General features: G+C 51.7%; 11 protein-coding genes. 2 read left to right on the top strand and 9 right to left on the bottom strand.

Features of this window, described 5'->3' with window-relative positions:
• Window positions 1-147: 147 nt before the first annotated feature.
• The 4 genes from HMPREF2711_RS05600 to ybeY are packed head-to-tail and all read right to left on the bottom strand — an operon-like array spanning window position 148 to window position 2,929.
• Window positions 148-834 (bottom strand): methionine ABC transporter permease, encoded by a 687-nt coding sequence (locus HMPREF2711_RS05600; RefSeq protein ID WP_003748598.1) that lies wholly within the window; start codon window positions 832-834, stop codon window positions 148-150.
• Between the two features lies 1 nt (window position 835).
• Window positions 836-1,573, bottom strand: a complete 738-nt coding sequence (locus HMPREF2711_RS05595; protein ID WP_003748596.1) for a methionine ABC transporter ATP-binding protein — start codon at window positions 1,571-1,573, stop codon at window positions 836-838.
• Window positions 1,570-2,412, bottom strand: a complete 843-nt coding sequence (locus HMPREF2711_RS05590) for an HlyC/CorC family transporter (protein WP_003748594.1) — start codon at window positions 2,410-2,412, stop codon at window positions 1,570-1,572. The genes HMPREF2711_RS05595 and HMPREF2711_RS05590 overlap by 4 nt, the downstream gene beginning before the upstream one ends.
• 1 nt (window position 2,413) lies before the next feature.
• Window positions 2,414-2,929: an rRNA maturation RNase YbeY gene (ybeY, locus tag HMPREF2711_RS05585; RefSeq protein ID WP_003748592.1), complete on the bottom strand. Its 516-nt coding sequence runs from the start codon at window positions 2,927-2,929 to the stop codon at window positions 2,414-2,416.
• Window positions 2,930-3,047: 118 nt separating this feature from the next.
• On the opposite strand from ybeY, the gene hemC reads away from it, so the two are divergent.
• Complete coding sequence (gene hemC, locus HMPREF2711_RS05580) at window positions 3,048-3,983, top strand: hydroxymethylbilane synthase (RefSeq protein WP_107810756.1); 936 nt, start codon at window positions 3,048-3,050, stop codon at window positions 3,981-3,983.
• Window positions 3,984-4,045: 62 nt separating this feature from the next.
• Here the strand turns inward: hemC and yegQ are convergent, their stop codons facing one another.
• Window positions 4,046-5,401: a prephenate-dependent tRNA uridine(34) hydroxylase TrhP gene (yegQ, locus tag HMPREF2711_RS05575; RefSeq protein ID WP_003748589.1), complete on the bottom strand. Its 1,356-nt coding sequence runs from the start codon at window positions 5,399-5,401 to the stop codon at window positions 4,046-4,048.
• Window positions 5,402-5,728: 327 nt separating this feature from the next.
• On the opposite strand from yegQ, the gene HMPREF2711_RS05570 reads away from it, so the two are divergent.
• Window positions 5,729-6,475: an amino acid ABC transporter permease gene (locus HMPREF2711_RS05570; RefSeq protein ID WP_003748587.1), complete on the top strand. Its 747-nt coding sequence runs from the start codon at window positions 5,729-5,731 to the stop codon at window positions 6,473-6,475.
• 77 nt (window positions 6,476-6,552) lie between these two features.
• Here HMPREF2711_RS05570 and nagZ read toward each other — a convergent pair whose 3' ends face one another.
• The 4 genes from nagZ to hemA all read right to left on the bottom strand — a co-directional run bounded on the left by nagZ (window position 6,553) and on the right by hemA (window position 12,382).
• Window positions 6,553-7,638 carry a beta-N-acetylhexosaminidase gene (nagZ, locus tag HMPREF2711_RS05565; RefSeq protein WP_003748585.1) on the bottom strand — a complete coding sequence of 362 codons (1,086 nt, stop codon included), beginning with the start codon at window positions 7,636-7,638 and terminating at the stop codon, window positions 6,553-6,555.
• A gap of 96 nt (window positions 7,639-7,734) precedes the next feature.
• Window positions 7,735-9,255, bottom strand: coding sequence for a Na+/H+ antiporter NhaC family protein (locus HMPREF2711_RS05560; protein WP_049359165.1), 1,521 nt, complete (start codon window positions 9,253-9,255; stop codon window positions 7,735-7,737).
• A 133-nt stretch (window positions 9,256-9,388) separates the two neighbouring features.
• On the bottom strand, window positions 9,389-10,888 hold the full coding sequence (locus HMPREF2711_RS05555; protein ID WP_070615788.1) for a DegQ family serine endoprotease: 1,500 nt from the start codon (window positions 10,886-10,888) through the stop codon (window positions 9,389-9,391).
• 240 nt (window positions 10,889-11,128) lie between these two features.
• Window positions 11,129-12,382, bottom strand: coding sequence for a glutamyl-tRNA reductase (gene hemA, locus HMPREF2711_RS05550; protein WP_070615785.1), 1,254 nt, complete (start codon window positions 12,380-12,382; stop codon window positions 11,129-11,131).
• Between the last annotated feature and the right edge of the window lie 120 nt (window positions 12,383-12,502).

The raw sequence follows: 12,502 nt of genomic DNA, 5'->3' as shown, positions 1-12,502 counted from the left end.
CAAGCTGCCGCCGTCAAAAAAGAGGGATTGTAAATCTATTTTGGAAATATGAGGATGCTTTTTTGTAAACTTAATGGGAATATATGTCCTAAATAGAGAACAGGCCGTCTGAAAAATAGTAAGTTTATTTCAGACGGCCAGGTTTAATTAACGTTTGTCCAGTTTGCGTGCCAATCTGTTGCCGATGCCTTGAATCAGGATAACGAGTAAAACCAGGATGGCAACAATGAAGATGATGACTTCCATTTGATAGCGGTAGTAGCCGTAACGGATGGCAAGGTCGCCCAAGCCGCCACCGCCGATCATACCTGCCGCCGCGCTGTACGACAGAAGGCCAATAGCCAGTACGGTAATGCTGGAAACCATACCTGCGCGTGCTTCATTCAAAAGCACTTTGCAGATGATGCTCATGGGGGAGGCTCCCATTGCGGAGGCCGCTTCAATCACGCCTTTAGGCACTTCGCGCAGGTTTTGCTCGACCAGGCGGGCGAAGTAGAACAAGCCGGATACGCTCAATACCAATGAGGCGGCAACCGGGCCGATGGTTGTGCCGATGATGGCGCGTGTAACAGGAATCATGGCAATCATCAGGATGACGAAAGGGAAGGCACGCATCAGGTTGACCAGGTTATCCAAAAACAAATTCAGCTGTTTGTTGTAGTGCAACTGATGGCTAGACGTTACAAACAGCAATACGCCCAAAACCGTACCGAAGATAACGGCGAAAGTAGTCGATAGGCCGACCATAATAAAGGTTTCGCCCAAGGCTTGGATAATTTCGCCCTTCATGCTGACGATGGTCGCAACAGCACTTTCAAATGTTAAATCTGCCATATTAGTCCTCTCGAATCAGTTCTTGCCCGATTTCGGATTGGGCATGGATTTGGTTGCCGTGTACTTCAACGATTTCCAGCAGATGGCCTTTGTCCAAGAGGGCGGCACGGTCGCACAGGCGGCGGATAACGCTCATTTCGTGGGTAACGATGACGATGGTTACGTTGAAACGCCGGTTGATGTCTTCCAAACACTTCAAAACGCTGCGCGTAGTGGCAGGGTCGAGGGCGGAAGTGGGTTCGTCGGCAAGGATGACTTGAGGTTGCGGCGCCAGCGCGCGGGCAATGCCGACACGTTGTTTTTGACCGCCGGAAAGTTGGGACGGGTAATGGTTGGCACGGTCTTGCAAATCAACGATTTCCAAACATTCTTCAACACGCGCTTGGATTTTTTTAGACGGCCATTTGGCAATTTCTAAAGGAAAGGCGACGTTTTCGGCAACGGTACGGTTGCTCAACAGGTTGAACTGTTGGAATACCATGCCGATGTTTTGTCGGGCGTGGCGCAGTTGCGTGGCGTTGAGCGCGGTCAGCTCTTGGCCGCATACGCTGACGGTACCTGTATCCGGACGTTCCAATAAGTTAATCAGGCGCAGCAGGGTGGATTTGCCTGCGCCGGAATAGCCCATCAGGCCAAAGATTTCCCCCTGTTTAATTTCGAGGCTGGTCGGCTCGACGGCGACAAAGTCTTTGTTGTCGCGTGTTTGATAGTGTTTGGAGACGTGATCCAGAATAATCATGGTTTATCCGTGTTTTCTTTAATTCGTGTGGCCATCAGGGTGTGCAGACGGCGGTTGTCGGCGCGTGCGACGGTAAATTGCAGGTTGCCGATGATGACTTTTTCGCCGCGTACGGGCAGGTGCCCCAATTCTTGAATGACCAGGCCGCCGATGGTGTCGGCTTCTTCGCTGCTGTATTCCGTACCGAAAAAGGCGTTGATGTCTTCGATTTCGGTTGCGGCGTGGATGCGCCAGCGTTCGGAAGAAACGGCGTGGATATTGTCGGCACTGTCGTCTTCGTCAAACTCGTCTTCGATGTCGCCGACGATTTGCTCGATGATGTCTTCAAAGGTTACCAGGCCGGATGTGCCGCCGTATTCATCAATGACAATCGCCATGTGGTTGCGTTGTTCGCGGAATTCTTTTAAAAGGGAGGCCAGTGATTTGCCTTCGGGAACGAAAACGGCAGGGCGCAAGACGGATTTAAGGTGGAACTGCTCGGGGTTGAACATATATTTGAGCAGGTCTTTGGCGTGCAAAATGCCCAAAACTTCGTCTTTGTCTTCGCCGATGACGGGGAAACGCGAATGGGCGGTTTCGATGATGTAGGCCGTGATGCGCTCGATGCTGTCGTTTTCTTTCAATACGTTCATGCGGCTGCGCGTAATCATGGCATCACGCACTTCCAGTTCGGCAAAGTCCAATACTTTTTCCAGCCGGGTCAGTGTGTCGGCATCAAAAACTTCCTGTTCGTGCGCTTGGCGCAACAGGGTCAATACGTCTTCGGCGGAGTCTGGCTCGCCGGCAAGTCGGGAGATCAGGCGTTCGAAAAACTTGGGTTTCGACTGCGTACCGTCCATTTTAATATTCGTCCTCTTGGTAGGGGTTGGGGAAACCTGCCGCCAGCATCAGGCGGATTTCTTCGGCTTCCATTATTTCGGCTTCATCGTCTTCGATGTGGTCGTAGCCCATCAGGTGTAAAGTGCCGTGTATGGTCAGGTGGGCAAAATGCTGCTCGGGTGTTTTGCCTTGTTCGCTGGCTTCTTTCAAAACCACTTGCGGACAAATCACCAAATCGCCATACAGGCCGTCTGAAAACTGGTCGGGCAGGATTTCGCCTTCGTTGAGCGCGAAACTCAATACATTGGTGGCGTAATCTTTGCCGCGGTAGTCGCGGTTGTAGGCGCGGGCTTCTTCTTCGTCCAGAAGAATCAGGCTGATGTCTGCGCGGCGGTATTCGTTTTTCAAGGCAGACCATGCCCAGCGGTAAAAATTACGTTCGCTCGGAAGGTCAACGGCGGAAGAGGCGTTTTCAAAGTTCAGATGAAAACGTTGCCGCTGTAAGGATAAAAAAGGATATTTTTTGGCGCGTTTCATGTTGTCCGGAAAATTTGGTTTTTAGGTGTAAATATAACATATTCACCCCCATGCCGTCTGAAAAACCGCCCAAAATATGATAGACTTCATGCCGTTTTCCATCTTTCAGGCAACCATTATGAACCCGAAAAAACTCGTTATCGCCAGTCGCGAAAGCCTGCTTGCCATGTGGCAGGCAAAACACATCCAAGGCCGTCTGAAAGCCCTGTATCCCGATTGCGAAGTCGAGATTTTGGGCATGACCACGCGCGGCGACCAGATTTTGGATAGAACTTTGTCAAAGGTCGGCGGTAAAGGCTTGTTTGTCAAAGAGTTGGAACAGGCTTTGTATGACGGCCGGGCTGATTTGGCCGTGCATTCGATTAAAGACGTACCGATGGATTTGCCTGAAGGTTTCGCGCTTGCAGCCATTGGCGAACGCGCCAATCCGTTTGACGCGTTTGTGTCCAACCAATACGCGCGTTTGGAAGAAATGCCCAAAGGCGCCGTCGTCGGCACATCCAGCCTGCGCCGCGAAGCCCAGTTGCGCGCGCGCTATCCGCATTTGGTCATCAAACCTTTGCGCGGCAATGTGCAAACCCGGTTGTCCAAACTCGATAACGGCGAATACGACGCGATTATCTTGGCCGCCGCCGGTTTGCAGCGTCTGGAATTGGACGAACGCATCCGCATGATTTTGTCGGAATCCGACAGCCTGCCTGCCGCCGGACAAGGCGCATTGGGTATCGAAATTGCAGCGCATCGCGAAGATTTGTACGAAGTCTTGAAGCCGCTGAACCACGATACCACACACGCCTGCGTGACGGCCGAACGCGCATTGGCGCGTGCTTTGGGCGGAAGCTGCCAAGTGCCGCTGGCCGCATATTGCACTGAAGAAAACGGCTTGCTGACCTTGCGCGGCTTGGTCGGCCATCCCGACGGCTCGGTAATCTTGCAGGCGGACGCGCAAGCACCTGCCGAATACGCCGATGCCTTGGGTCGCGCTGTCGCCAAGAAACTGGCAGATGATGGTGCGGAAGAATTGATCGCCGCCGTATTGCAAGAACAAGCTTAAAACAGCATAGATCATTTAAAAGGCCGTCTGAAACTTTCAGACGGCCTTTGTTTGGTTGATGCTTAAGGATTCATAATCCGCGCAACCAAAGCTTTTTCTTTGCCCTGCATATTGGGGATTTTGACCTGAATGCCGTTGCCTGGGGCAACATCGACAGGCTGGCCTTTGCGGGTCATTTGTTCCAATTTGATGGTTTGGTTGCCGCTCGGGTGGATGATTTCGAGTGAATCGCCGACTGCAAAGCGGTTTTTAACTTCGATGGTCGCCCAGCCGTTTTCATCGATTTCGGTAACGTGGCCGACATATTGGCTTTGTTTGGCGATGGAGTGGCCGGTCAGGTAGTTTTGGTAATCCTGAGTTTGGTGGCGCTCGAGGAAGCCGCTGGTGTAGCCGCGGTTGGCAAGGCCTTCGAGTTCGCTCAACAGGCTGTAATCAAACGGACGGCCTGCAACGGCATCGTCAATCGCTTTGCGGTAGGACTGGGCCACGCGTGCAACATAATAGAGCGATTTGGTACGGCCTTCGACTTTGAGGCTGTCCACGCCGATTTTGGCCAGTTTCTCAACCACTTCGATGCCGCGAAGGTCTTTGGAGTTCATGATGTAGGTGCCGTGTTCGTCTTCCATAATCGGCATCATTTCGCCCGGGCGGTTGGACTCTTCAATCAGGAAAACTTTGTCGGCGTAGGGATGGCGTTTTTGACCGTTGATGCCTTCGAAGTTTTGGTTGGCTTCTTCTTGGGCTTTTTCAAAGTTGAAACCTTGCAGAAGCTGGGCATCGCCCGCGTCGCTTTCGACGGCGTTGTGGACCTTGTAGTCCCAACGGCAAGAGTTGGTGCAGGTGCCTTGGTTGGGGTCGCGGTGGTTGAAGTAGCCGGAGAGCAGACAGCGGCCGGAGTAGGCGATACACAATGCGCCGTGAATGAAGACTTCGAGTTCGATGTCGGGGCATTCTTGGCGGATTTCGGCGATTTCTTCCATGCTCAATTCACGCGACAGAATAATGCGTTCGACACCGATGTTTTGCCAGAATTTCACGCCCCAGTAGTTGGTGGTGTTTGCCTGAACGGACAGGTGAATCGGCATTTCCGGCCATTTTTCGCGCACGGTCATGATCAAACCCGGATCCGCCATAATCAGCGCGTCGGGTTTCATGGCAATCAAGGGTTCCATATCGGAAACGAAGGTTTTGAGCTTGGAGTTGTGCGGCAGCGTGTTGACGGTCAGGAAGAATTTTTTGTTGCGCTCGTGCGCTTCTTTAATGCCTTGCTCGAGAACGTCGAGTTTGGCAAATTCGTTGTTGCGGGCGCGCAGGGAGTAACGCGGGCTGCCAGCGTAAACGGCATCTGCGCCGTAATCGTAGGCGGCACGCATGCGTTCGAGGCCGCCTGCCGGTAATAAGAGTTCGGGTGCTTTCATGTTTTATGCTTTTTAAAATGTTTTCAGACGGCCTTTAAGGGAAGAGAGAAGGCCGTCTGAAAGATGTTTGAAGAATGGGCGGATTATCCGCTGTTTTTGCGTTTCGGTCAATTTTGTCTCGGGTTTGCGCTTTGTTTTTTATACGGAAAATGTCCTAGATGGGCAAAGGCGAAAAGGGGCTGCAATTCATTGGAAATGTAAAAAAAGCAGGGTTGGGCGGAATAATTTAACAAAAAACCGTTCAAGCAATGTATTTTCTTGTAAAATATCAAGCTTCATTTTAAAAAATATTCGGATTAGTTACCGATTTTGACCGACGGAAGATTTATGGATTTTCGTTTTGATATTATTTATGAATACCGCTGGATGTTTTTATACGGTGTGTTGACGACCCTGGGACTGACGGTGGTTGCAACGGCAGGCGGCTCGGTTTTGGGTTTGCTGCTGGCATTGGCGCGTTTGATCAATCCGGAAAAAGCCGGTGCACCGATGCGTGCTTTGGCTTGGGTATTGCGTAAGATTTCTTTTTGGTATGTGACGCTGTTCCGCGGTACGCCATTGTTTGTACAAATTGTGATTTGGGCTTATGTTTGGTTCCCATTTTTCGTTCACCCGGCCGACGGTGTGCTGATTAGCGGCGAAGCAGCTGTTGATCTGCGCCGTTCTTATGGCGCGCTAATTGCCGGCTCTTTGGCTTTGGTTGCGAACTCGGGTGCGTATATTTGTGAAATTTTCCGTGCCGGTATTCAATCAATTGATAAAGGCCAAATGGAAGCTGCACGTTCTTTGGGTCTGACCTATACTCAGGCAATGCGTTATGTGATTTTGCCTCAAGCGTTGCGCCGTATGTTGCCGCCACTGGCCAGTGAATTTATTACTTTGTTGAAAGACAGCTCATTGTTGTCCGTCATCGGCGTGGCTGAGTTGGCTTATGTACAAAGCACGATTACCGGCCGCTATTCTGTCTATGAAGAACCGCTTTATACGATTGCGCTGATTTATTTGGTGCTGACAAGCGTTTTGGGTTGGGTATTCCTGCGATTGGAAAGCCGTTACAATCCGCAACACCGTTAATCGGTTTGAATCAAAAAAGGAAGACTTTTTCAAGTCTTCCTTTTTTATTTGCCGTCAATGTTTCAGACAGACTTGAATCAGAATGCTTCGCCGACTTTGACACCGCCTGCGATGTCTTTGGGCGTTGCCAGTTTGGCGGTCGCCTGTTGGGCGGCTTGGAATGCTTCGGTTGCCATGATGTCGGCAGCTTCTTGTACGGTCAATGTGTTGGCCATGTATTGCCAACGTGCGGCCAAGTCGGCGTTTGCCGGCGAGTGAAAACCGTCTCGCAATTCATCGACCAAGTCCGGACGGTTGCACACCAGTACAATATCGCAGCCTGCTTCAAAAGAAAGTCGCGCGCGTTCTTTAATACCGCCGACACCGCATGCGCCTTCCATGGTCAGGTCGTCTGAAAAGATAACGCCGTTAAATCCGATTTCTTGGCGCAGGATTTGTTTCAGCCATTTTTCGGAGAAGCCGGCAGGTTGGCTGTCAATTTGCGGGTATACAACGTGGGCAGGCATGACTGCGGCCATGCCTGCCTGGCTCAGTGCGCGGAAGGGGATAAGGTCGGCGGCTTCGAGCGCTTCGCGGCTGCGTTCGTCGCAAGGCAGAACGTGATGGCTGTCACCTTCGACAAAGCCGTGGCCGGGGAAGTGTTTACCGCAAGATTTCATGCCGCCTTTGTTCAGGCCTTTTTGTAAGGCAAGGGCAAGCTGGGTCACGATGTTGGCGTCGCGGTGGAAACTGCGGTTGCCGATAACGGCGCATTGACCCCAGTCCAAATCCAATACAGGCGTGAAGGATAGGTCGATACCGCAGGCGGAGAGTTCGGTTGCCAAAACCCAGCCGACTTGTTCTGCTTGGGCGCAGGCGGCTTCTTGGCCTTCGTTGTCCCAAATTTCGCCCAATACGTTCATGGCCGGCAGGCGGGTGAAGCCGTCAATAAAACGTTGAACCCGTCCGCCTTCGTGGTCGACGGCGATGATGAGTTCAGGGGTGCGGACGGCTTTGATTTCTTGAACCAAAGCTTTGAGCTGGGAGACGTTTTCAAAGTTGCGGCGGAACAAAATAACGCCACCGACGGCAGGGTCGAGCAGACGTTGTTTTTCTTCTTCGGTCAGATGGTAGGCGGCGACGTCGGCCATGACGGGGCCGCGTGGAAGATGGGGCGTATTCATTGTTTTGTCCTGAATAATGGATATATGGGTAATTGCAATATTCAGACGGCCTGAGTGTTTCGGAATATCTCAGGCCGTCTGAATATTGGTTTTGAATTAGGCAGTTGCTTTGTTCTTGTCTTTTAAGATGAAAATCAACACAACCATCACGATACCGGTTACCACAAAACCTAAAGGCGCAGAGCCGGTCATGCCTAAAATCAGGTAGCCGATAGCGGCAGAGGCGGCAACGGTCAGTGCGTAAGGGAATTGCGAGGTAACGTGGTCGATGTGGTTACAGTGTGCGCCGGTAGAAGAGAGGATGGTGGTGTCGGAAATCGGCGAGCAGTGGTCGCCAAATACGGCACCGGCCATGACGGCGGACATGCAGGGGATAATCAGCGCTGGTTCGACTTTGACAGCCATGGCGGCGGCAATCGGCAACATGATGCCGAATGTACCCCAGCTTGTACCGGTAGCGAAGGCCATCACGCCTGCGAGCAGAAATAAAATCACGGGCAGGAAGCCTGCGTGGATATTGCCTGCCACCAAGGTAGAGAGGTATTCGCCGGTGTGCATTTCGCTGACAACGGTGCTGATGATCCATGCCAAAATCAAGATGATAATGGCACCGCGCATAGAGATGATGCCCTGCCAAACGGCTTTGGGGTAATCACTGGTTTTGATGGTGCCGATGGTACAGAGGATGACGGCCAATACGCCGCAAGTGCCGCCGAACACGAGGGAAGTGTTCACATCGGTATTTTCAAATGCGCTGAGCAAAGAGAAGGTTTCAGAAGCTTGCGCACCTGTGTAAATCATGGCGGAAACCGTGGCGGCGATCAGTACCAAAACCGGTACAATCAGCGCGAATACGCGGCCGTTGGGATGGCCGGTGTCAACGGTTTCATCATGAATTTCGTTTAAAGCGGCGCGTTCCAAGCGAGCCATTGAGCCGATATCGAAAGAGAACCAGGCAACGACAAACACCATAATCAATGCGAAGACGGCATAGTAATTCATCAGGCTCATGGCCACGAATGCGCCCATCGGTGTGTAGCCTGTGATGTTGTACGTTACCAAAAGGCCGGCCAAAGTAGCAATAATCGATGCGCCCCAGCTGGATACCGGCATCAAAACGCACATCGGTGCGGCAGTGGAGTCCAGGATGTAAGCCAGTTTGGCACGGGAAACTTTGAATTTGTCGGTTACAGGGCGGGCAATCGCGCCGACGGCAAGACTGTGGAAATAGTCATCAATAAAGGTAACGAATACCAGGCAGGCAGTCAGCAGCTTCGCACCGCGGCGGCCTTTGATGTGCTGTTTTGCCCAATCGGCAAATGCTTGGTTACTGCCGGAATGCGTCAGCAGGGAAGTGAAAATCCCCAAAAGCACTAAGAAGAGCAGGATTTTGGGTTTGCCCAAAGACCAATCGCCGTCCGCCCAAGTCAGGCTGACGGCCATGTCTTTCAAGTGAACCAAGGCATCAAGCGGATTACCGCCTACCAGCAGGAATGAGCCGACGATAATGCCGACACCCAAGGACAGCAATACACGGCGCGTGGCAATGGCCAGGGCGAGCGCGATGGCTGCCGGAACAATGGATAAAATAGAATTCGAATAATTAATAAGTTGCATAATTATATTATATATAAGCGGTAAAATATTTTCAGACGGCCTAGATTTGGAAAGCGGATAACAAAATACCCACCGCCTCTGACAGATGGGTATTTTATCATTTAACGCATCATCATGCCGTCTGAAAATCTTGCTATTGCAGATTGAGTGCGAGGAACAAGGTGTTGCCGTCGCGTTGCACCAGAAGCGGTACGTTTTTGCCTGCGCTTTCCAAGGCACTTCGGAAAGTGGATTCGTCATTGACGCTGATTTGGCTGACGGCAATGATTTCGTCGCCGCGTTTGAGGCCGGCACGTTCGGCCGCGCCGCTAACGCGCAGAACGATCAAGCGTTGTTTGCCGTCTGTGTTTTCAACCTGCAAAGTCAGGCCTGCGTTTTCAACGGCAAAGCCGTCATGGCCGCCTTCGTGTTGCGGCTGTTCGGTTTCTTTGGCCGATGTTTCCGTTTGTTCGGCTGCACTGCCAAGTTTGACTTTGACATCGGTTTGTTTGCCGCCGCGCCAAATGCTCAAAGTGACTTCTTTACCCGGCATCATCGAGCCGACCATGACCGGCAAATCGCTGGAAGCGCGGACTTCTTCTCCGTTCACGCTGCGGACGATATCGCCGACTTGCAAACCGGCTTGTTGCGCTGCGCTGTTCGGCATGATTTTGGCAATCAACGCGCCGCTTGCTTTGTCCAAACCGAAAGATTTGGCCAAATCGTAAGAAACTTCTTGGATAACCACGCCCAATTGACCGCGTTGGACTTTGCCGTTGGCTTTCAATTGATCGGCCACATTCATGGCAACATCAATCGGAATGGCAAACGAAATGCCCATGAAGCCGCCACTGCGGCTGTAAATTTGCGAGTTGATGCCGACTACTTGGCCGCGGAGGTTGAATAACGGGCCGCCTGAATTGCCGGGGTTGATGGCAACGTCGGTTTGGATGAACGGCGTGTAGTTTTCATTCGGCAGGCTGCGGCCTTTGGCGGAGACGATGCCGGAGGTTACGCTGTTGTCAAAGCCGAAAGGCGCACCGATGGCGGCTACCCATTCGCCTGGTTTCAAATCTTTCGGATTGCCGATTTTGACAACCGGCAAGTCTTCTTGCGGCTCGATTTTTAAGAGGGCGACGTCGGATTGGGCGTCTGAGCCGACCAGTTTGGCCGTGTATTCGCGTTTGTCGTTGAGCAGGACTTTGATGTTGCCCATGCCGGCAACCACGTGGGTATTGGTCAGGATATAGCCGTCTTTACTGATGATGAAGCCGGAGCCGAAATTCAAAGCGTCGCTTTCGGCCTCTTCTTGAGGCATATCGGGCATATTGGGAACGAGGCGTTTGAAGAATTCGTAAAACGGGTCGTTGTCGGGGAATTGGCTTAGGTCCATGCTGTGGTCGTCATCCGGTGTCGCAGTGCGTTTTGCCGGAGTTGCTTGAATATTGACGACGGCCTGTCCTTCGTTTTGTACCAATTGGGCGAAATCGGGCAACAGCATGCCGACCTTACCGTCATCGGTATTGGTTTCTATGCGTTGGACGAGTTCTTTGCTTTCTTCTTTACCGAAAAAGGTGCTGACTTTGTCGCAACCTGAAAGAAGGGATGCTGAGAGGACAGCAAGGGCCAGATATGTGTTTGTTTTAATATGCACGAAAGTTCCTTTTGCCGGTGCCTATCGTATTGTCGGCATGTATTTGGGCCGGCAGGCAGTTTTATTGTTTGAATGTTGTTCAAATGTATAAAGTAGGATTTTTACACTTTAATGGTTTTTTTTCAAGCATTTCATTTTAAATGAAAAAATGATGATTGAAATTTGTTGCTTTGAGGCCGTCTGAAAACTTTAGCATAGAACCTGTTGTCTCGCTTCTTTCAGACGGCCTTTAAATTAAGGTCAGTCGTGTTGGTCCAAGTGGTAGATCTGCGCCACGGCATCGATTAATTCGCTGTTGTCCGAGCCGGCTTTGTTGAGCGTGCGTGTCGGAGAGTGGAGCAGTTTGTTGGTCAACTGAATGGAGAGGCGTTCGAGGACATCCTCGGCCGATACGCCTTTTGCCAGTTGTTTCATGGCATTTTCCAGCACTTGGCGGCGTGCGCGTTCGCCTTCATCACGCAAGGCGCGGATAAGCGGAACGCTTTGACGGTTTTTCTGCTGGCGGATAAATTCGCTGACCTTTTCTTCCACCATGCTTTCAGCCGCCGCCGCTGCCTTTTTGCGCGCGTCTTTACCGCTTTGGACAATATCCATCATGTCGTCCACGGTATAGAGATATGCGTCTTCCAATTCGCCGACTTCGGCTTCAATGTCGCGCGGAACGGCCAAATCCAGCAGGAAAACAGGCATGTTGTGGCGCTTTTTCAATGCACGTTCGACCATGCCTTTGCCGACGAGGGGCAGTTGGCTGGCAGTGGAAGAAACAACCACGTCGTAATCGTGAAGAATATCGGGCAATTCATTCAGCAGACAGGCTTCGGCGTTGACACCGAGTTTGTCGCACAATTCCTGCGCGCGTTGGTGTGTACGGTTGGCAACGGTAATGAGTTTGGGATTTTTGGCGGCAAAATAAGTAGCCACCAGCTCGATCATTTCGCCTGCGCCGATAAAGAGGACGTTAAGGTCGGAAATGGAAGGGAAGATTTGCTCTGCCATTTTGACCGATGCGGAAGCCATAGAGACGGAGTTTTCGCCGACAGCGGTATCGGTGCGCACTTCTTTGGCAACGGCAAAGGTTTTTTGAAACAGGGCATTTAAGTGGGTATTGATGCTTTCTTGTTCTTGCGCAACGCGGACGGCATCTTTGATTTGGCCGAGAATTTGCGGTTCGCCCAGGACCATGGAATCCAAGCCGCAGGCGACGCGGAAGGCGTGGCGGACGGTTTCGTTGTTGTCTAGGGTGTAGAGGTAGGGGCGGATTTCTTCGACAGGCAGATTGTGATATTTTGCCAACCAGTTGATGATTTTTTCGGATTCGCCGACGCAGTAAAGCTCGGTGCGGTTGCAGGTAGAAAGAATAACTGCTTCTTCCGCCGCCTCGCTGCGCGCGAGGTTGGACACGGCATCCGGCAGATTTGCAGCAGCAAATGCCAGTTTTTCGCGTATGCTCAAGGGCGCGGTTTGGTGGTTGAGTCCGACGACGGTAAGTTGCATGGTTATGGTATGACCGGGTAGTGTGTGTGGTGGCTATTATAGCTTAAGTGGGCTTTAAAATGAATGTGTTGGGGGGATAAGATATGATGAGGTTTGCCATCGAAAAGGCCGTCTGAAAAG

Origin of the sequence: Neisseria sp. HMSC070A01 (assembly GCF_001810165.1) — a bacterium.
Classification (GTDB): domain Bacteria; phylum Pseudomonadota; class Gammaproteobacteria; order Burkholderiales; family Neisseriaceae; genus Neisseria.
Note: the sequence above shows the minus strand (reverse complement) of the source record. Positions and strands in the feature narration are given on the sequence as shown.

Coding starts and splice junctions, on each gene's coding strand:
- HMPREF2711_RS05595 (WP_003748596.1), bottom strand. CDS start 1,573: ATGATTATTCTGGATCACGTCTCCAAACACTATCAAACACGCGACAAC.
- HMPREF2711_RS05560 (WP_049359165.1), bottom strand. CDS start 9,255: ATGCAACTTATTAATTATTCGAATTCTATTTTATCCATTGTTCCGGCA.
- yegQ (WP_003748589.1), bottom strand. CDS start 5,401: ATGAAAGCACCCGAACTCTTATTACCGGCAGGCGGCCTCGAACGCATG.
- hemC (WP_107810756.1), top strand. CDS start 3,048: ATGAACCCGAAAAAACTCGTTATCGCCAGTCGCGAAAGCCTGCTTGCC.
- HMPREF2711_RS05590 (WP_003748594.1), bottom strand. CDS start 2,412: ATGGACGGTACGCAGTCGAAACCCAAGTTTTTCGAACGCCTGATCTCC.
- hemA (WP_070615785.1), bottom strand. CDS start 12,382: ATGCAACTTACCGTCGTCGGACTCAACCACCAAACCGCGCCCTTGAGC.
- HMPREF2711_RS05570 (WP_003748587.1), top strand. CDS start 5,729: ATGGATTTTCGTTTTGATATTATTTATGAATACCGCTGGATGTTTTTA.
- nagZ (WP_003748585.1), bottom strand. CDS start 7,638: ATGAATACGCCCCATCTTCCACGCGGCCCCGTCATGGCCGACGTCGCC.
- ybeY (WP_003748592.1), bottom strand. CDS start 2,929: ATGAAACGCGCCAAAAAATATCCTTTTTTATCCTTACAGCGGCAACGT.
- HMPREF2711_RS05600 (WP_003748598.1), bottom strand. CDS start 834: ATGGCAGATTTAACATTTGAAAGTGCTGTTGCGACCATCGTCAGCATG.